Origin of the sequence: Brevundimonas abyssalis TAR-001 (genome assembly GCF_000466985.1) — a bacterium.
GTDB classification, from domain to species: Bacteria; Pseudomonadota; Alphaproteobacteria; order Caulobacterales; family Caulobacteraceae; genus Brevundimonas; species Brevundimonas abyssalis.
This window is the reverse complement of the sequence record NZ_BATC01000005.1, coordinates 25,061-41,643: the sequence shown is the minus strand read 5'-3', so window position 1 is coordinate 41,643 and position 16,583 is coordinate 25,061. Positions and strand designations below refer to the sequence as shown.

The following is a 16,583-nucleotide window of genomic DNA, read 5'->3' as shown; positions in this document are numbered from 1 at the left end:
GCTATTCAACAGACCATGAACCAGCGTGAGGTTCAGCGCTGCTCCCGGAGCGGCCAGACGGCGGACGCCAGTCTGCGCCTCTATGGCGCGACGGTCCTGCTGGAATGCGTCGTGGGCGCAGATGGGTCGCCAGAGCGCTGCGAGGTGCTGAACCCCACGCCCGCGGCCCAGCGCCACGAGGCCGTCTTTCAGTGCATGGCGTCCCATCTTCGCTGGATCCACGCGGATGGCACATCTGCCGAAGGACGGACCGTGCGAACCACCTTGCGGGTCCAGGGCACGTGGTGAAAGCGCCTGAAACCGGCGCTCGGCCGAAAGAAATTTTCAGCCTCATCGACGGACGCTGATCACGCGCCGCGCACATTTATTTGATCGCGAGCGCATCCTTTCGGGGTCCCGATCAGTAACTCCTGTGAGCCGCCATTCGACGCGGTGATGCTGGGAGAGAAACCTGATGCGTACCTTCATGATCGCCGGCGTGTCCGCCGCCGCCCTGCTGGCCCTGTCCGCCTGCAACAGCGAAGAACCCGCTGACACCACGATGACCGGCGAAACCACCGCCGAGCAGCCTGCCACGCCCGCCGCGGAAGGCACCGTGGTCGAGGTCGCCCAGGGCAACCCCGAGTTCAGCACCCTGGTCGAAGCCGTCACCGCCGCCGACCTGGCCGGCACCCTGAACGGCGCCGGGCCCTTCACGGTCTTCGCCCCGACCAATGCGCCTTCGACAAGATCCCCGAGGCCGACCTGCAGGCCCTGCTGCAGCCCGAGCAGCGCGAAGCCTTGCAAGGCGTCCTGACCTATCACGTGGTGCCGGGCCGTCTGACGGCCGCCGACATCGCCAGCCGCGCCGAAGCCAACAACGGCTCGGTCGAACTGGAAACCGTCGAAGGCGGAACCCTGACCCTGCGCGAAAGCAACGGCCAGTGGGTCATCACCGACGAGAACGGCGGCACCTCGACCATCGCCATGGCCGATGTGGCCGCGTCCAACGGCGTGATCCACGCCATCGACACTGTGGTGATGCCGAACTGATTTTCGTCAGAACCAAACTGACATAGCCGCGTTACTGAATTCGCGCGGACAGTTTTGACAGCGCGAAGAAGGATCGAGTCGCCCTTATCCCCCCAGGCGCCTCGAACTCCAAGGGCCGCACTTTCCCCCGGGTGCGGCCCTTATCCTTTCCGGAGAAGGCCTTAGCGGCCCGGATCTGCTCACGGGCGTGAGACATCAACTCATCCATCTTGGAGCGCAGTTCGCCTTCCGAGACCGTCAGGCCCGAGCCCTTCAGGTCGCCGGCGACCTTGCGCACCACATCGTCGTCGCCCGGCTGCTCGAAATCGGCGCGTACAACGGCGGCGGCATAGGTTTCGGCGCTTTCAGCCGACAGGCCCATCTTCTCGGCCGCCCACAGGCCCAGCAGCTTGTTGCGGCGGGCGACGGCCTTGAATTCCTGTTCCTGGTCCAGGGCGTACTTGTTCTCGAAGCCCTTTTCACGTTCGTCAAAGGTGGTCATTCGCAGCATCAACTCCTGACGCGCCCCCGGGCGGGTCGCGGCGCCGTCTATAGCCCGCCCCGGCGCGAACGCAACAGGAACCGGGGACAGGCGGCGCACTTGCGAATCCGACGCATCCGGGCTGCGGCGTTTGTGCGTTTCACGCCCATGCGATATAGGCGCCGCGCAGTCTACCGCCGGGCGCTATAGTGGCGCCAGCCTGATTCCGCCCGCGCAGCCCTTTGGCCCGTCTCATCGGTCCGAGGCGGCGCGGTTTTCGTTTTTTCGGCCCTCGCGCCGCCGCCTCCCCCTACGGGAACCGTGATGAAGAACCGCAAGAAGATTTACGAAGGCAAGGCCAAGATCCTCTACGAAGGACCCGAGCCCGGCACCCTGATCCAGTACTTCAAGGACGACGCCACCGCCTTCAACGCCCAGAAGAAGGCCATCCTTGAAGGCAAGGGCGTGCTGAACAACAAGATCAGCGAGTTCATCATGACCCGCCTGGGCGGCATGGGCATCGCCAATCACTTCATCAAGCGCCTGAACCTGCGCGAGCAGCTGATCCGCGAGGTCGAGATCATTCCGCTCGAGGTGGTCTGCCGCAATGTGGTGGCCGGCTCGCTGGCCCAGCGCCTTGGTCAGGAGGAAGGCACCGCCCTGCCCCGCTCGATCATCGAATTCTATTACAAGAAGGATGAGCTGGGCGATCCGATGGTGACCGAAGAGCACATCACCGCCTTCAACTGGGCCTCAACCCAGGAGATCGACGACATCCTGGCCATGACCGTGCGCATCAACGACTATCTGTCGGGCATGTTCGCCGCCGTCGGCATCACCCTGGTGGACTTCAAGATCGAGTTCGGCCGGGTGTGGGAGAACGACTTCGCCCGCGTCATCCTGGCCGACGAGATCAGCCCGGATTCGTGCCGCCTGTGGGACACCACCAGCGGCGAGAAGCTGGACAAGGACCGCTTCCGCCGCGATTTGGGCGATGTGATCGAAAGCTATGCCGAGGTCGCCCGCCGTCTCGGCATCATGAAGGACATGCCCACCGTGATTCAGGGAGGCCTGCACTGATGGCCCGCAAGGTTAAGGTTCACGTCTATCTCAAGCCCGGCGTCCTGGACGTTCAGGGCAAGGCCGTCGAAGGCGCCCTGCACAGCCTGGGCTGGCCCGGCGTCGCCAACGCCCGCGTCGGCAAGATGATCGAGTTCGATCTGGCCGACGACGTCGCCGACCCCGAGGCGGAGGTGAAGCGCATGTGCGAGACACTGCTCGCCAACACCGTGATCGAGAGCTACCGCGTCGAGGTGGCCTAGGCTGAAATCGGTTCAGTTGGACGCCGTCCAACCGGGCCCGGATTTCGGTCCGTTCAGCCTTCCTTCTCGCGCACCATCTCGTCGAGGCGGAAGCCGATGCGGCGGGCAGGCTTTTGCGGTTCGGGCTTTGGCTTGGCGGACAGGACCACGTTCAGGCGGCTGACGTGCTGGAGCAGGGTCACCGGCTGGCCGTCGGGGTCACGTCCGAAGAACATCAGCAGGTCCGGGCCCCAGAAGCCCAGGTCGTGGATCATCAGCACCCCGTCGCCGGGCATGCCGACGCCGCGCACCCCGACCTCGTCATCAGGGTCCAGGCGCGACTCGAACTCCTTGATCAGGCGCGACAGGCGCACGAAGGCCCATTCGGCGGGATTGTCGGTCTTGTGCAGGCCCTCGGCCAGGGCGGCGGATTCCTCGGGGGTCTTTTCAGACGAGACCGGCTGCGGGCACGGGGCGAACATGGCCGGATCGGCCTTTACGGGCTTTGACATTCGCCCAACCTAGAACATGATCGTTTCGGGCGGAACCGCAGCGCGGTTCCGGCTGAAGCGTGAATCATGTTCTCGCTTTCATCTGGAGCCTGATTCACGGCATCGGCGGAATCGCGAAACGATTCCACCTCAACCGATCAGGCTCTAGAACAGTCCGCGACCCTTGGGCAGCTCCAGATAGCGGTGCACCCGTACGGCCTGGATCAGGCCGAAGCCCACCATCACGGTCAGCAGCACCGTGCCGCCGTAGGACAGCAGCGGCATGGGCACCCCCACCACCGGCGCCAGCCCCATGACCATGGCCCCGTTGATCAGGATGTACACGGCGAAGGTCGCCGTCACCCCGGCCGCCGCCATTCGCCCGAAATGGCTGTGCGACAGGGTGGCGATGCGCAGGGCGATGACGATGATGGCGGCGTAGATCAGCAGCACGCTGAACGACCCGACGAAGCCGAACTCCTCGGCCAGGGCGGCGAAGATGAAGTCGGTCTGCTTTTCGGGCAGGAACTCCAGCTGGCTCTGGCTGCCCAGGCCGAACCCCTTGCCCAGAAAACCGCCCGAGCCCATGGCGATCTTGGACTGCATGATGTGATAGCCCGACCCGGAGGATCGGCCTCCGGCGTCAGGAAGGTCAGCACCCGCTGGCGTTGGTACTCGTGCAGCACGAACTGGACGAAGAGCGGAATGGCGACCGCCGCCGCCGCGGCCGCTGCGGCGACCAGTCTCCAGCTGAGTCCCGCCATGAACATCATGGCGCCGCCCGTCATGGCGATCAGCATGGCGGTGCCGAGGTCCGGCTGGTCCGCCACCAGCAGCACGGGCACGCCGATGATGGCGGCGGGGATGATCAGCTTCCACGACAGACGCGCGTCCTGGGCGGAGGCGCCGTGGTACCAGCGCGCCAGGGCCAGGACGACGCCGATCTTCATGAGCTCCGAGGGCTGGATGCGGGTCACGCCCAGGTCCAGCCAGCTCTTGGCGTTGTTCACGGTGTAGCCGAACAGCTCCACGGCCACGAGCAGCACCAGAGCCGCAAAATAGATGGGATAGGCTGTGGCGAACCATATCCTGAGGTTCACCAGGGACAGCACCAGCATGATCACGACACAAACCCCGACGCGGAGCACGTGGTTGGCCGCCCACGGCTCCCACGAGGTTCCGCCCAGGGAATAAAGCATCATGGCCCCGACCCCGGCGACGAGGCACAGCAGGCCCACAAGGCGCCAGTCGATCTCGGCCAGCTTGACGGGCAGGCGTTCGCGCTGGCCGGGACGCGTCAGGGCTGTGCCGGTCATTGGGCGCCGCCTTCAGGCAGATAGGGCTGGGGTCCCGTGGGAACCGACGTTGGTCGAGGCTGCGGGGGCGCCGGCGCCGGGGGCGCGATGGCGGCGGGATCCTCCTCCTCCACCGGCCCGACCGGTTCGGGCGGCGGGGGTCGTTCGATGCGCGTGCGCATGTCCGGGTCCTTGAGCAGGGTCACGCGCATGACCTCACGCGCTTTTTCCGCGGCCACGCGGGAGCCGCCGCCATGCTGGACCACGACCGCGATGGCGTAACGGGGCGCATCATGAGGCGCGAAGGCGACGAACAGGCCGTGGTCGCGGCTGGCCCACTCGACGGTGGTGCCGCGACGCAGGCCGGAGCGCGCCTGGGCGGTGCCGGTCTTGCCCGCCATCTGGATGTCGCCGAGGCCCAGCTGGCTGACCCGGTAGGCCGTGCCGGTCACGTCATTGGCCACGGCGGCCATGCCGGCGCGGACGATGTCCAGATGCTGAACCGAGAACGGCAGGTCGGGAACGGCGGCGCCGGACGGACGGTCCACCCCGCCCACCGACTTGATGAGACGAGGCTCGATCGCCTTGCGGCCGTTGGCGATGCGGGCCGTCATGACGGCCAGCTGAAGGGCGCTGACCTCGGTCGCGCCCTGCCCGATCGCCACCGACAGGGTTTCGCCGGGATACCAGGTGCGCGCGTCGGGGTTGGGATTGTTGCGGAAGGCGTGCCGTTTCCATTCCGTGGAGGGCATGGTGCCCTCGCGCTGGCCCGTCAGTCCGAAATCGTAGGTGCGGTGGAAGCCCAGGGCCTCGGCGGTGCGCGCGATGCGGTCGATGCCGGCGCGATTGCACATGCTGTAGAAATAGACGTTGCACGAGTTCTTGATGGCGTCGTGCATGGTCTGGGGGCCGTGGCCGCTGGCCTTGTGACAGCGGAACGTGCGGTTGCCGAACCGATACCCGCCGGTGCACGTCACCCGCTCGGTGGGGTCCACGCCCGCGTCCAGAAGCGCCAGGGCGGTCGTCATCTTGAAGGTCGAGCCCGGCGGGAAGGTGCCGTAGATGGTCTTGTCCAGCAGAGGCCGGCGCTCATAGTCGGCCCAGGCCCGGTAGACGCTGCCGGGCACGCCAGAGACGAACAGGTTGGGGTCAAAGGCCGGGGCCGACATCATGCACAGGACGTCGCCGTTCCTGATGTCCATGACGACGCAGCCGCCGGATTCCTCGCCGAACACCTCCAGCGCCCGGGACTGAACGTCGGTGTCGAGCGTCAGCACGACGTCCTTGCCGGGCGTCGGCGCGACGGAGCCCTCCACGTCTTCGCCGACGATGCGGCCACGAGCGTCCACCTCGACCCTCTGGCCGCCCTCGGTCCCACGCAGATCCGGGTCCAGGGTCCGTTCGATGCCCTGGCGGCCGATGCGGAAGCCGGGGTGATACATCAGGGTCGAGACCGCCTCGCCCCGCTCGCGGACCGCGGCCACGTCCCGATCCGACACCTTGGCCACATAGCCGACCGTGTGGGAGAAGACGCCGCCGTGCGGGTAGTAGCGGGCCTCGTTCATATCGGCCATGACGCCCGGAAGTTCGTTGGCGTAGAGGTTGACCCGGGCGAACTCGTCCCACGTCAGGTCGCTCTTGACCGGCACGGGAACGAAACGGGGCGCGGCGTTGACGTCGCGCACGATGGCGCGGCGCCGCTCCAGCGTGTCCGGCAGCAGCCGGCCCAGAAGATCCAGGGTCTGGTCCAGATCACGCGTCTCGTCCCGCACCACCATCACGCGGAAGCTGGGCCGGTTGCCCGCGATGACCAGGCCGTCCCGGTCCAGGATGCGTCCGCGCGGCGGAGGAATGAGACGGAAGTTGAACTGGTTGTTGACCGCCAGCGTCGCGTATTCGCCCGCCTGGACCACCTGGAGCTGACCCAGCCGCCCGCCCAGCGCCAGAAGACCAAGGGCCGTGGCTCCGCCCAGCAGGAAGGTGCGCCGCAGGAACGAGCCCTGCCGCTCATTGACGTCGGAAAAGAAGATCGACGGTTCGCTGCTCATCGGAAACGCACATCCCCGTCGTCAAAACGCTCGATCATCCAGCCCGCGACGGGGAACAGGGCCAGGGTCGGCAGCACTTGCCAGAACAGGGCGAGAAGGCTGGGCGCATTGCCCGCCATCAGGCTGACGATCATGTAGGCCAGAATGAAGGCCAGAATGGTGCACCCCGCGTACCAGGCGAACAGCATCCGGGTGTCCTGCCCCGCCAGAAGACTGCGCCCGGCCAGAACCACGCCATAGACGGCCAGCAGCGACAGGGGCCACAGCCCCAGGGGCGCGAACCAGAAGACGTCGAGGAACAGGCCCAGAGCCAGCAGCATCAGCGGCGCCAGGACCGACGGCCGGATCAGGGGCCAGGCGAAAGCCAGGGCCAGCGGCAGGATCGGCTCGGGCAGGCTGAGGCCGAACAGATGCGCCGGCGTGGCCAGGATCACCGTGCCGGCCACCGCGATCAGCGCCGGCCAGACCATCCATTGCATCGGCCCCACGACCCGCACGGCCATCGCCCGTCTCACTCCTGAACCTCCTCTGGCGCCGGCTGAGCGGCGGCGGCGGTCCGGGCGGCCGCCTGCTCGGCGGCTTCGCGGCGGCGTTGAGCCTCGGCCTCGGCCACGCGCCGCACTTCCTCCTCGTCGCGGGCGCGGCGGCGGGCCTCCTGATCAGCGATGCGGGCGGCGGTCTGGGCGTCGGGCGGCGGCGCCGTGTCCGCCGCGGCCAGGGGCGGCGCGTTGAGCGCCTCGGGATCGGCCAACTGGGCGAAGTCCTGGAACAGCAGCACCCGCACATAGTCGACCGCGCCGCGATCGGTGAACAGCTTGACCCGCCAGGTGCCGTCAATGCCGCGCGCGGCCACGCCCACGGGCAGACCGCGCGGAATGCCGCCGCCGTCGCCCGAGGTCAGGATGCGGTCGCCCTCACGCAGGGAATCCTCGCCGCGCACATATTCAAGCCGGGGATTGCCGCTGCCGTCGCCCGACAACATGGCGCGGGCGTCGGTGCGGTCCACCAGGATCGGCACCCGGCTGGACACGTCGGTGATGAGCAGGACCCGGCTGACCCCGCCGGTGGCGCCCACGACACGCCCCACCAGACCATGCTCGTTGATGACCGGATTGCCGACGCGCACGCCGGCGGCCTGGCCCACGTCGATCAGACGGGCGTTGACGAAGGGGCCGCGGGACTCCGACACCGAACGGGCGGTGACCATCTCCACTGGCGGCTCGACCCGCAGACCCAGCATGGCTTCGTAGCGAGCGTTGACGTTCTTGAGCGCGATGGCCTGGTCACGCCAGGGCTCCAGCTCAGCCAGCTCGGCGCGCAGACGACGGTTCTCGGACACCGCGAAGAAATAGCCGCGCACATAGTCGCTGGCCTGCCCCGCCCACCGCACCGGGGCGGCGAGGACGCCGCCCACAGGCGCGGCCACGGCGTCGGCGCCGGCGCGCGCGGCGCCGTACTCGCCGGACTCCACATCACGGCCGTTGGCGATGAGAAGCACCACCGCCACGATCATGGCGACGACGACAACCCCTGCTGACACCCAGGTCAGCGGAGCCTTCAGATTATCAAACGGTCCGTCGCGAAACGCCACGGCGCGCCTTCCTGGGCTTTCGGGCCCTTCATCGGGATGGAATCGGCGGGACGCCCGCGCCGATGGGCCAGCCTATGGCAAAAACCGCTCGGATTGAAAACAGAGATCACGCGGGAATGACCCCGCGCCGCACCGGTCGCCTTAAAGGGTGGCTTCCAGCACGCCCTTCATCCAGCGCGGATGCTCCAGCACGCGGCCGCAGCCGACCGCCACGCAAGACAGCGGATCATCGGCCACCGAGACGGGCAGGCCCGTCTGGTCGCGGATCTCGGCGTCCAGGCCGCGCAGCAGGGCGCCGCCGCCGGTCAGCATGATGCCCTTGTCGGCGATGTCGGCGGCCAGTTCCGGCGGGGTGGCTTCCAGCGCCACCTTGACCGCCTCGATGATCTGGCTGACCGGCTCGGCCAAGGCCTCGGCGGCCTGGCGTTCCGAGATGCGCACCTCGCGCGGCACGCCCTGCATCAGATCGCGGCCCTTGACCTCGATGCCCAGACCCTCGCCGTCCGGCGGGATGCGGGCGGTGCCGATGTCCTTCTTGATGCGCTCGGCGGTGGTCTCGCCGATCAGCAGATTGTGGTTGCGGCGCATGTAGCTGATCAGCGCCTCGTCCATCTTGTCGCCGCCCACGCGCACGGAGCGCGAATAGACGATGCCCGACAGGGACAGCACGGCCACCTCGGTGGTGCCGCCGCCGATGTCGACGACCATGGAGCCGGTGGGCTCGTGGATGGGCAGGCCGGCGCCGATGGCGGCGGCCATGGGCTCGTCGATCAGGCCGACGCGGCGGGCGCCGGCGTTCAGGCAGGAATCATTGATGGCGCGGCGCTCGACCGCGGTGGCGCCCGACGGCACGCACACGATCACCTTGGGGTTCACGAAGCCCTTGCGGTTGTGAACCTTGCGGATGAAGTGCTTGATCATCTCCTCGGCCACTTCGAAGTCGGCGATGACCCCGTCGCGCATGGGGCGGATGGCCTCCATGTGGCCGGGGGTGCGGCCCAGCATCTGCTTGGCCTCGATGCCCACGGCGTGGACGATCTTGCGCCCGCCGACGTTTCTCAGCGCCACCACCGAGGGCTCGTTGAGCACAATGCCCTTGCCCTTCTGGTAGATGAGGGTGTTGGCAGTGCCGAGATCGATGGCGATGTCGTTGGAGATGGCGCCGAAAAGGGAAAAGCTCATGGGCGTTAGGGTACCGTGGCTGTGCGGCTTGAAAAGGGCGTGTCTGCGGTCGGTCCGCTTCAGCGAAGCCCTGGCGGAGCGCGCATCCCTTCACGCACCGCACCCTGATCGTCTTCGGCCGACCTGATGGCCCGTTTGCCCCTCAACGGGAGGGATTACAAGCCCTCATGCGAGGGCTTGTGGCAAGCCTGCGGTGGATGACCGGCGGTCACCCGCCGACCGGCTCTATTCCCTGGGCCTTCAGCGCGCGCTGCACGGCGGGGCGGGCCTGGACCGCATCCAGGTGCGTGTTCAGCTTCGGATAGGCGTCCCCGTCCAGGATGCCCGCCAGGCGGCACCAGCGGGTGAAGACGGACAGGTAGCCGTCGGCGACGGTGTGCTGATCGCCCATGACGAACGGGCCTTTCAGCAGGTGCTGTTCGGCCAGGGCCAGCTTGTCTTTCACGGCTTTCAGGGCGGCGTCCCTGGCGTCGCCTTCCAGCGGCGGGCGCGAAAACATCAGGCGGCTCAGGGCCGGGTGCAGGGACGCGGCGGCCCAGCCGTTGAAGGCGTCCATGCGGGCGCGCTGGAAGGCGTCGGCCGGCACGAGGTTCCTGTCGGGATGCAGGTCCGCGATCCAGGACATGATGACGGCGTTCTCGGTCAGGACGCCCTCATCCGTCACCAGCGCCGGGGTCACGCCCGCTGGATTGATCGCCAGGTAGTCCGGAGCCTTCTGCTCGCCCGCCTTCAGGTCGATCTTCACGGACTCATAGTCCGCGCCCGCCTCTTCAAAGGCGATGTGCGAAGCCAGGGCGCAGGCGCCGGGGGAGTAATAGAGCTTCAGCATGGTCGTCATCCTGGATGAGGCGGAATGGAACAGCCTAGGTGTGAAGCTCACGAGCCGAAATCAAGCGACCTGCGCCGCCGGTTTCCAGCGGGCCGGCGGAATCAGGCGCTCCGCTTCCCGATCAAAGGCGTCCTCCGCCTCGGCCAGATCATGAAGGATGCGGGGGCCGCGCGGGCCGGTCAGACGGTAGTAGGCCGTCACCTCGCGTCCGCCCAGGTCGATTTCCGCCACCTTGTGCAGAACCACCCCGCCCTGGCTTCGCAGAGTCGAGGAAAAGGCTGCGCGCGTCATCGCGCCGGCGCCTGATTTGTTATCTGCACTTTCCCAATCCCCTGCCAGCATGGTCCGTCTCCGTTTTCGCCAGACGCCAACCCGGTCCGGGTGCGGAAGGTTCCAGCGTCGCCATACGCAAAGCGCCGCCGCGCAACCGCCACGCTCGTCGGTCGTTTGGCCCGGACCCCCTTGCAACCGGAGCCTCCTGCCCCATGACCTTCTCCCTGGTGGCGCGCTGCGCCCGCACCGGACAGTTCGGCATCGCCGCGGTGACGGCGGTTCCGGCTGTGGGCAAGCTGCTGACCCACGCCGCGGCGGGCGTGGGCGCGGTGGCCACCCAGGCCCGGGTGAATCCCTATCTGGGCATCGACGGGCTGGACCTGCTGCGGCAGGGCCTGTCGGCCGGGGCGGTGCATGAGGCGCTGCTGACCACGGACCCTGCCATCCACTTTCGCCAATTCGCGGTGATCGACCGGGAGGGCCACACGGCGGTCTTCACCGGCGAGGCGTGTCTGGACTGGTGCGGATCGCTGCAGCGGGACGGCTTCAGCGTTCAGGGCAACCGGCTGGCGGGACCCCATGTGCTGACGCGCGCCGCCGACCGGTTCGAGGCCATGCCGGACGAGCCCCTAGCCGACCGTTTGCTGGAGGCCCTGGCCGAGGGCGTGGCGGCGGGCGGCGACGTGAAGGGCGAGGTCTCGGCCACCGTCTATGTGATGGACACCGAGGCTTACCCGCTATGGGATATCCGCGTGGACCACCACCTCGAGCCCCTCACCGAGCTGCGCCGCCTGCACGAGGTGTTCCGGGAGAAGGTGGTTCCCGAGATCCGCGACATGCCCACCCGGGAGAACCCGGCGGGGACCGAAGGCGAGGTTCCGATCTAGGGCTCGCCGCCAATATCGCCGAGGGCGTTCATGAACATCATGCTGCCGGTCATGCCGGCGATCATGACGTCGTCGCCCTCCCGTGTTCCCCTAAGCTTGTAGCTCCATTCCTCCTGGTGCTGAACGAGCACGAAGGTCACGTGGGGCGCATCCCGGACGGTGACATTGAAGACCGCGTGCAACGGGGGCTCTTCCCGGTCCGGGGGCGTGAACAGGGGAAAGCCGCCTTCGTAAGCCTGCGCTTCAGGCCAGCGATGGCGAATCGCGGCGGCGGCGTCATCCAGCACGGCGGCCGCAGAAAAATCCCGGGCGTAGCGCGTCGCATAAACCGTCACGTCCATGTCCTGGCCGCGGGTATTGCAGCCCACGTTGTCGCCCCGGCTCAGGCCGCCGGCGTCGGGAAAGACGGATATGGAATTGGTCGCCTCGCCGGAGGTGAAGTGACAAGTCAGGCCGCTCTGCACGTGACGCAGGGTCGGGACGGTGTCGGTTGTGATGTTCTCGAATACGCCCTCGGCGCCGGCGGCGGCGATGAGGGCGTCCGCTTCGGCATGCGCCGCGGCCGCCGGGTCGTCCTGGGCCGCCAGCCCGGCAAGCAGCATCATCCAGATCATGGCCGGTCTCCCGTTTCGCCCCAAACATCAGCAGAGGACCGGCGCAAGGTCCATCCACGATCCCTGACGTCAGCCCCGGCGCAGGATGAACTCGTCGTCGCGCCAGGCCCCGACCGGATACTGATACTCCCCCGCCTTGTCGAAGCCATAGGCGGCGTAAAGCTTCTGCGCCTTCACATTGCCGCTCCAGACCCCGATCCACAGCGGCCCGTCCGAATTCGCCTCCATCCAGTCCAGCGCCACTTTCAGCAGGGCCGTGCCGACACCCAGCCCCTGCGCCGCCTTCGACACATAAAGCCGGTGCAGTTCCGCATGGCTCGCCCGCGCGTCAGGATGCGGCAGGCCGCAGCGGCCGGTGTTGGCGAAGCCAGAACCTCCCCATCCTGCTCGGCCACCCAGTAATGGTGGTCCGGATCGCTCAGCCGCGCCCGCGTGGTCGCCTCGCTGAAGGTCTCGTCCAGAAACGGCTCCAGGTCCTCCGGCGGATAGGGAATCTCAAAGCCTGTGACGAAGGTCTCGATGAAGGTGGCGCGGCCGAGCACCGCCAGGGCGGGGGCGTCGTCGGGCGTGGCGGGGCGGATGGCGAAAGCGGTCATGATGGCGGCATAGCTTTCCCGGCGCGTGACGCAAACCCCGCCGCCTCGCTAGACTGCGACTCATGACCCTGTTCATCACCCACCCCGACATGCTCGCCCACGACACCGGCCAGGGGCACCCCGAGCGCTCGGCCCGGCTGGCGGCCGTGCTGGACGCCGTGGACGACGCGGGCCTGTCGCTGGACCGTCGCGAGGCGACGGAGGCCGAGATTCAGGCCCTGATCCGCGTCCACCCCGAGGCCCACGTTCAGAGGATTCTGGACGCCTCGCCCGCCGCCGGCGTCGTAGCGCTGGACGCTGACACGGTGCTGTCGCCGGGAAGCGTGCGGGCCGGGCGACTGGCGGCGGGGGCGGCGGTCCAGGCGGTGCGGGCCGTGGCGCGCGGCGAGGCTGATCGCGCCTTCGCCGCCGTGCGTCCCCCGGGCCACCACGCGGAGCCGGACAAGGCCATGGGGTTCTGCCTGTTCTCCAATGTGGCCGTCGCCGCGCGCGAAGCCCAGACGCTGGGCATGGCGAGGGTCGCGGTGATCGACTTCGACGTGCACCACGGCAATGGCACCCAGGCGGCGTTCGAGAACGACGCCAGCCTGTTCCTCGGCTCCATCCACCAGATGCCGCTCTATCCTGGCACGGGCGCGGCGGACGAGACCGGCGTGGGCAACATCGTCAACGCCCCGGTCCCGCCCCACGCGGCGCGCGAGGCGTGGCGGGCCACCTTCTCCGGCGGTCTGATGCCGGCGCTGGACGCCTTTGATCCCGACCTTGTGATCATCTCGGCGGGCTTCGACGCCCACCGCCGCGATCCGTTGGCGCACCAGTCTCTGGAGGCCGAGGATTTCGCCTGGGCCACCCGGGCGGTGATCGAAGTCGCCCGCGCCCGCTGCGGCGGCAAGGTTGTCTCGTCGCTGGAGGGCGGCTACGACCTGAACGGACTGGGCCTGTCGGCCGTCGCCCATCTGCGGGCGCTAGGGGAGGGATAGACGCGCGAAACCTTTGATGCCAAAGGCGTCCGTGTCCGGCCATGACGATCCAGAATCTCCCCGCTGAGTCGATTCCCGTCCGCCCCCCGGCGGCGCCCGCCGCCGTGCGCGCACCGGGCGCCATCACGCTTGCTCGCCACGGCCGACCGGCCCTGTCCCGCAAGGTGCTGCTGACGTCCCAGGGCTACCGCGACTGGTGGGCGACCTATGAGGTGGGCGGCCTTTGCAAGAAGCAGACGCCGCCGCCGGGCCTTTTGCAAACCGCCGCCCGCGCCGACGCCATCTTCGTCTCGACGCGGCCCCGCGCCATCGAGACGGCGGGCCATGTGGCGGGCGAGCGCGAACTGTCCATAGACCCGGTTTTCATCGAAGCCCCCCTGCCCCCGCCCGCCTTTCCAGCCTGGGTGAAGCTGTCGCCCCGCTGGTGGGGCGTGGTCTCGCGCATCTGGTGGTGGGCCTTCGACCTGCATGACGAGGGCGAGGAAAGCCGCGACCTGGCCCGCGCCCGGGCGGTGAAGGCCGCCAACATCCTGATCACCCGCGCCGAACAGGGCGAGGAGGTGCTGGTCCTGGCCCACGGCTTCTTCAACGCCATGATCGGCCATCGGCTCAAGTCGCTGGGCTGGCGCTGCACCCTGGATCAGGGGTTCAAATACTGGTCCAGCCGCCGCTTCGAGAAGCGCTGACGACGAGCCTCTGTCGCCGAGGTTTCACATGACGCGGCGTTGATGTTCTGCTTATGTTCGAGCGTGACCGTAAAGGGAGACCGCAGATGGCTCAGAATCTGATGTTCTACACCAACCCCATGTCGCGGGGCCGCATCGTCCGCTGGATGCTGGAGGAGACGGGCGCCGACTACGCCGAGACGGTGCTCGATTACGGCACGACCATGAAGGGCGCCGACTATCTGGCGATCAATCCCATGGGCAAGGTGCCGGCCATTCGCCACGGCGATCAGGTGATCACCGAGTGCGCGGCCATCTGCGCCTATCTGGCCGACGCCTTTCCCGAGGCGGGCCTGGCGCCCGCGCTGGACAGGCGCGGGGCCTATTACCGCTGGATGTTCTTCGCCGCCGGTCCGCTGGAGGCCGCGGTCACCAATCAGGCGCTGCAGGTGCAGGTGCCGGCCGACAAGCAGGGCTTCGTGGGCTACGGCTCCATGGCGGCGGTGCTTGACGCCCTGTCGGGGGCGGTGAAGGCCGGACCCTACATCGCCGGCGACCGGTTCAGCGCGGCGGACGTCTATGTGGGGGCCCAGGTCGGCTGGGGTCTGCAGTTCGGCACCATCGAGAAACGTCCCGAGTTCGCCGACTACGCCCACCGGGTGATGGACCGCGACGCATGGCGCCGCGCCACCGAGAAGGACGACGCCCTGACACCGCCGCCGGCCGCCTGACCATTTTTTGGATTCAGGCCGTTCCGGCATGGGGCGGATATGGTCTAGGGTCGCCCGACTCTCCGGATGCGCGAAAACACCATGGCCGACGACCCCAAGACCATTCCCGCCGATCTCAGCTTCGAGGACGCCCTGGCTCAACTTGAGCAGATCGTCTCCGAGCTCGAGTCGGGCCAGGCCCCGCTGGAGCGGTCCATCGCCATCTATGAGCGGGGAGCCGCGCTCAAGGCTCACTGCGAGGCCAGGCTGAAGGCCGCCCAGCTGCGGGTGGAGAAGATCGTGGTCGGCGCCGACGGCCAGGCCAGGGGCGTCGAGCCCGCCGAGTTCTCGTGATGAGCGGCCCGGCGGCCGATCAGATCACCTTCGACGACTTCATGAAGGTGGACGTTCGCGTCGGCCAGGTCCTCAAGGCCGAGCCCTTTCCCGAAGCGCGCAAGCCCGCCTATCGCCTGACCATCGATTTCGGCCCCGACATCGGGGTGAAGCGCTCCTCGGCCCAGATCACGAAACACTATGCTTTGGACGAGCTGCACGGCCGCAAGGTCGCCGCCGTCGTCAACTTCCCGCCCCGCCAGATCGGACCGATGATGTCCGAGGTGCTGACCCTGGGCTTTCCCGACGCCGACGGCGAGGTGGTGTTGGTGTGCGTGGACCGCGAGGTTCCGGTGGGGGGGCGTCTGTTTTGAACCAATCCGATCCCTACCCCGCCGCCAATTCGCCGGAACAGGCCATGGCCGACCGCGTGGCGGAGGTGGCCGATCTGGTCACAGTGGCGCTGGACGAACTGCTGCCGCGCGCTGACGGCCCCGAGGCGCGCCTCACCGAGGCCATGCGCTACGCGGCCCTGGGGCCCGGCAAGCGGCTGCGGCCGTTCTTCGCCCTGGAGGCGGCCCGGCTGTTCGACATCGAGGAGCGGCCGGTGCTGCGCGCGGCATGCGCGCTGGAGTGCGTGCACGCCTATTCCCTGATCCACGATGACCTGCCGTGCATGGATGACGACGACATGCGCCGGGGCCGGCCTACCCTGCACCGGGCCTATGATGAGGCCACAGCCGTGCTGGCCGGGGACGCGCTGCAGACCGCGGCGTTCGACATCATCCTCGACGAGGACACCCACGACGACCCCGGCGTGCGCTGCGAGCTGGCCATGCGCCTGTCCTTCGCGTCGGGTGCGCGGGGCATGGCGGGCGGCCAGATGATCGATCTGATGGGGGTGCGCGATGACCTGGGCGGGGTGGCGCGCATGCAGCGGCTCAAGACCGGGGCCCTGATCACCTACGCCTTCGAGATTCCCCTGATCATCGCCCATGCCCGCGAGGAGCACCGCAACGCCCTGCTCGCCTTCGCCCACGACCTGGGGCTGGCCTATCAGATCGTGGACGACCTGCTGGACGCCGAGGGGGACGAGGATCTGTTGGGCAAGGCGGCGGGCGGCAAGGACGCGGCCAGGGGCAAGACCAATTTCGTCACCCTGCTGGGCGTCGACGCCGCGCGCGAGCGGGTGTCCCACCTGGCCCAGCAGGCGCGGGACCACCTGGCGCCCTTCGGCCATGACGCCGAGATGCTGAAGGCCAGCGTCGACCACGTCCTGCACCGTCGAAGCTGAGC

The 16,583-nt window shown here is 68.1% G+C and carries 20 protein-coding genes and 3 pseudogenes; 11 read left to right on the top strand and 12 right to left on the bottom strand.

All coding sequences use genetic code 11. The features are described from left to right. Positions 1 to 15: 15 nt before the first annotated feature. Together MBEBAB_RS02475 and MBEBAB_RS18530 are read left to right on the top strand one after the other, a co-directional pair. Entirely contained in the window at positions 16 to 288 is a 273-nt protein-coding gene (locus MBEBAB_RS02475; RefSeq protein WP_021696345.1) for a hypothetical protein, read from the top strand. Positions 289 to 454: 166 nt separating this feature from the next. Beyond that, positions 455 to 1,032, top strand: a pseudogene (locus MBEBAB_RS18530) (fasciclin domain-containing protein). Positions 1,033 to 1,192: 160 nt separating this feature from the next. Here MBEBAB_RS18530 and MBEBAB_RS02465 read toward each other — a convergent pair. Next, positions 1,193 to 1,513, bottom strand: a pseudogene (locus tag MBEBAB_RS02465) (DUF1476 domain-containing protein); the annotation flags it as partial. Positions 1,514 to 1,813: 300 nt separating this feature from the next. Between MBEBAB_RS02465 and purC the strand changes: the two are divergent. Beyond that, positions 1,814 to 2,572 (top strand): phosphoribosylaminoimidazolesuccinocarboxamide synthase, encoded by a 759-nt coding sequence (purC, locus tag MBEBAB_RS02460; RefSeq protein ID WP_148291410.1) that lies wholly within the window; start codon positions 1,814 to 1,816, stop codon positions 2,570 to 2,572. Further along, on the top strand, positions 2,572 to 2,814 hold the full coding sequence (purS, locus tag MBEBAB_RS02455) for a phosphoribosylformylglycinamidine synthase subunit PurS (RefSeq protein WP_021696340.1): 243 nt from the start codon (positions 2,572 to 2,574) through the stop codon (positions 2,812 to 2,814). Before purC ends, purS begins: the two co-directional genes overlap by 1 nt. 53 nt (positions 2,815 to 2,867) lie before the next feature. Here the strand turns inward: purS and MBEBAB_RS02450 are convergent, their stop codons facing one another. From MBEBAB_RS02450 to MBEBAB_RS02415, 8 genes and pseudogenes are all read right to left on the bottom strand, one after another. After that, on the bottom strand, positions 2,868 to 3,305 hold the full coding sequence (locus tag MBEBAB_RS02450; RefSeq protein ID WP_021696339.1) for a DUF6173 family protein: 438 nt from the start codon (positions 3,303 to 3,305) through the stop codon (positions 2,868 to 2,870). 144 nt (positions 3,306 to 3,449) lie between these two features. Beyond that, positions 3,450 to 4,600, bottom strand: a pseudogene (rodA, locus tag MBEBAB_RS02445) (rod shape-determining protein RodA). After that, positions 4,597 to 6,627 (bottom strand): penicillin-binding protein 2, encoded by a 2,031-nt coding sequence (gene mrdA / locus MBEBAB_RS02440; RefSeq protein WP_021696337.1) that lies wholly within the window; start codon positions 6,625 to 6,627, stop codon positions 4,597 to 4,599. Before mrdA ends, rodA begins: the two are co-directional and overlap by 4 nt. Next, positions 6,624 to 7,142: a hypothetical protein gene (locus MBEBAB_RS02435; protein WP_306301977.1), complete on the bottom strand. Its 519-nt coding sequence runs from the start codon at positions 7,140 to 7,142 to the stop codon at positions 6,624 to 6,626. The genes mrdA and MBEBAB_RS02435 overlap by 4 nt, the downstream gene beginning before the upstream one ends. Beyond that, entirely contained in the window at positions 7,139 to 8,218 is a 1,080-nt protein-coding gene (gene mreC / locus MBEBAB_RS02430) for a rod shape-determining protein MreC (protein WP_021696335.1), read from the bottom strand. Before mreC ends, MBEBAB_RS02435 begins: the two co-directional genes overlap by 4 nt. A gap of 141 nt (positions 8,219 to 8,359) precedes the next feature. Continuing rightward, positions 8,360 to 9,400 carry a rod shape-determining protein gene (locus tag MBEBAB_RS02425; protein WP_021696334.1) on the bottom strand — a complete coding sequence of 347 codons (1,041 nt, stop codon included), beginning with the start codon at positions 9,398 to 9,400 and terminating at the stop codon, positions 8,360 to 8,362. Between the two features lie 208 nt (positions 9,401 to 9,608). Next, positions 9,609 to 10,229 carry a glutathione S-transferase family protein gene (locus tag MBEBAB_RS02420; RefSeq protein ID WP_021696333.1) on the bottom strand — a complete coding sequence of 207 codons (621 nt, stop codon included), beginning with the start codon at positions 10,227 to 10,229 and terminating at the stop codon, positions 9,609 to 9,611. Positions 10,230 to 10,289: 60 nt separating this feature from the next. Further along, positions 10,290 to 10,520: a hypothetical protein gene (locus MBEBAB_RS02415; RefSeq protein WP_045318702.1), complete on the bottom strand. Its 231-nt coding sequence runs from the start codon at positions 10,518 to 10,520 to the stop codon at positions 10,290 to 10,292. A gap of 194 nt (positions 10,521 to 10,714) precedes the next feature. Here MBEBAB_RS02415 and MBEBAB_RS02410 point away from each other — a divergent pair, with 194 nt between their 5' ends. After that, complete coding sequence (locus tag MBEBAB_RS02410; RefSeq protein ID WP_021696331.1) at positions 10,715 to 11,389, top strand: DUF1028 domain-containing protein; 675 nt, start codon at positions 10,715 to 10,717, stop codon at positions 11,387 to 11,389. Here MBEBAB_RS02410 and MBEBAB_RS02405 read toward each other — a convergent pair. The 3 genes from MBEBAB_RS02405 to MBEBAB_RS02400 all read right to left on the bottom strand — a co-directional run bounded on the left by MBEBAB_RS02405 (position 11,386) and on the right by MBEBAB_RS02400 (position 12,599). Beyond that, a complete protein-coding gene (locus tag MBEBAB_RS02405) occupies positions 11,386 to 12,003 on the bottom strand; it encodes a hypothetical protein (protein ID WP_021696330.1) in 618 nt (205 codons plus the stop codon). The genes MBEBAB_RS02410 and MBEBAB_RS02405 overlap by 4 nt on opposite strands. Positions 12,004 to 12,072: 69 nt before the next feature. Continuing rightward, positions 12,073 to 12,294, bottom strand: a complete 222-nt coding sequence (locus tag MBEBAB_RS18525; RefSeq protein WP_373852815.1) for a GNAT family N-acetyltransferase — start codon at positions 12,292 to 12,294, stop codon at positions 12,073 to 12,075. Continuing rightward, positions 12,249 to 12,599 (bottom strand): GNAT family N-acetyltransferase, encoded by a 351-nt coding sequence (locus MBEBAB_RS02400; RefSeq protein ID WP_373852813.1) that lies wholly within the window; start codon positions 12,597 to 12,599, stop codon positions 12,249 to 12,251. The genes MBEBAB_RS18525 and MBEBAB_RS02400 overlap by 46 nt, the downstream gene beginning before the upstream one ends. Positions 12,600 to 12,661: 62 nt before the next feature. Here MBEBAB_RS02400 and MBEBAB_RS02395 point away from each other — a divergent pair, with 62 nt between their 5' ends. From MBEBAB_RS02395 to MBEBAB_RS02370, 6 genes are all read left to right on the top strand, one after another. Further along, the gene (locus MBEBAB_RS02395) at positions 12,662 to 13,579 is read left to right on the top strand and encodes a histone deacetylase family protein (RefSeq protein ID WP_021696328.1); all 918 of its coding nucleotides are present in this window, start codon (positions 12,662 to 12,664) and stop codon (positions 13,577 to 13,579) included. A gap of 41 nt (positions 13,580 to 13,620) precedes the next feature. Further along, entirely contained in the window at positions 13,621 to 14,265 is a 645-nt protein-coding gene (locus MBEBAB_RS02390; RefSeq protein WP_045318701.1) for a histidine phosphatase family protein, read from the top strand. A gap of 86 nt (positions 14,266 to 14,351) precedes the next feature. Beyond that, the gene (locus MBEBAB_RS02385) at positions 14,352 to 14,975 is read left to right on the top strand and encodes a glutathione S-transferase family protein (RefSeq protein ID WP_021696326.1); all 624 of its coding nucleotides are present in this window, start codon (positions 14,352 to 14,354) and stop codon (positions 14,973 to 14,975) included. A gap of 66 nt (positions 14,976 to 15,041) precedes the next feature. After that, on the top strand, positions 15,042 to 15,308 hold the full coding sequence (locus MBEBAB_RS02380) for an exodeoxyribonuclease VII small subunit (protein ID WP_021696325.1): 267 nt from the start codon (positions 15,042 to 15,044) through the stop codon (positions 15,306 to 15,308). Then, a complete protein-coding gene (locus MBEBAB_RS02375; RefSeq protein ID WP_045318700.1) occupies positions 15,308 to 15,661 on the top strand; it encodes a tRNA-binding protein in 354 nt (117 codons plus the stop codon). Before MBEBAB_RS02380 ends, MBEBAB_RS02375 begins: the two co-directional genes overlap by 1 nt. A 44-nt stretch (positions 15,662 to 15,705) precedes the next feature. Next, complete coding sequence (locus tag MBEBAB_RS02370) at positions 15,706 to 16,581, top strand: polyprenyl synthetase family protein (RefSeq protein ID WP_045318715.1); 876 nt, start codon at positions 15,706 to 15,708, stop codon at positions 16,579 to 16,581. Positions 16,582 to 16,583 lie beyond the last annotated feature (2 nt).

Coding starts and splice junctions, on each gene's coding strand:
- MBEBAB_RS02450 (WP_021696339.1), bottom strand. CDS start 3,305: ATGTCAAAGCCCGTAAAGGCCGATCCGGCCATGTTCGCCCCGTGCCCG.
- MBEBAB_RS02420 (WP_021696333.1), bottom strand. CDS start 10,229: ATGCTGAAGCTCTATTACTCCCCCGGCGCCTGCGCCCTGGCTTCGCAC.
- MBEBAB_RS02380 (WP_021696325.1), top strand. CDS start 15,042: ATGCGCGAAAACACCATGGCCGACGACCCCAAGACCATTCCCGCCGAT.
- MBEBAB_RS02400 (WP_373852813.1), bottom strand. CDS start 12,599: ATGACCGCTTTCGCCATCCGCCCCGCCACGCCCGACGACGCCCCCGCC.
- MBEBAB_RS02425 (WP_021696334.1), bottom strand. CDS start 9,400: ATGAGCTTTTCCCTTTTCGGCGCCATCTCCAACGACATCGCCATCGAT.
- MBEBAB_RS02395 (WP_021696328.1), top strand. CDS start 12,662: ATGACCCTGTTCATCACCCACCCCGACATGCTCGCCCACGACACCGGC.
- MBEBAB_RS02475 (WP_021696345.1), top strand. CDS start 16: ATGAACCAGCGTGAGGTTCAGCGCTGCTCCCGGAGCGGCCAGACGGCG.
- MBEBAB_RS02415 (WP_045318702.1), bottom strand. CDS start 10,520: ATGACGCGCGCAGCCTTTTCCTCGACTCTGCGAAGCCAGGGCGGGGTG.
- MBEBAB_RS02390 (WP_045318701.1), top strand. CDS start 13,621: ATGACGATCCAGAATCTCCCCGCTGAGTCGATTCCCGTCCGCCCCCCG.
- MBEBAB_RS02410 (WP_021696331.1), top strand. CDS start 10,715: ATGACCTTCTCCCTGGTGGCGCGCTGCGCCCGCACCGGACAGTTCGGC.
- MBEBAB_RS02385 (WP_021696326.1), top strand. CDS start 14,352: ATGGCTCAGAATCTGATGTTCTACACCAACCCCATGTCGCGGGGCCGC.
- MBEBAB_RS02370 (WP_045318715.1), top strand. CDS start 15,706: ATGGCCGACCGCGTGGCGGAGGTGGCCGATCTGGTCACAGTGGCGCTG.
- purS (WP_021696340.1), top strand. CDS start 2,572: ATGGCCCGCAAGGTTAAGGTTCACGTCTATCTCAAGCCCGGCGTCCTG.
- mrdA (WP_021696337.1), bottom strand. CDS start 6,627: ATGAGCAGCGAACCGTCGATCTTCTTTTCCGACGTCAATGAGCGGCAG.
- MBEBAB_RS02405 (WP_021696330.1), bottom strand. CDS start 12,003: ATGATCTGGATGATGCTGCTTGCCGGGCTGGCGGCCCAGGACGACCCG.
- MBEBAB_RS02375 (WP_045318700.1), top strand. CDS start 15,308: ATGAGCGGCCCGGCGGCCGATCAGATCACCTTCGACGACTTCATGAAG.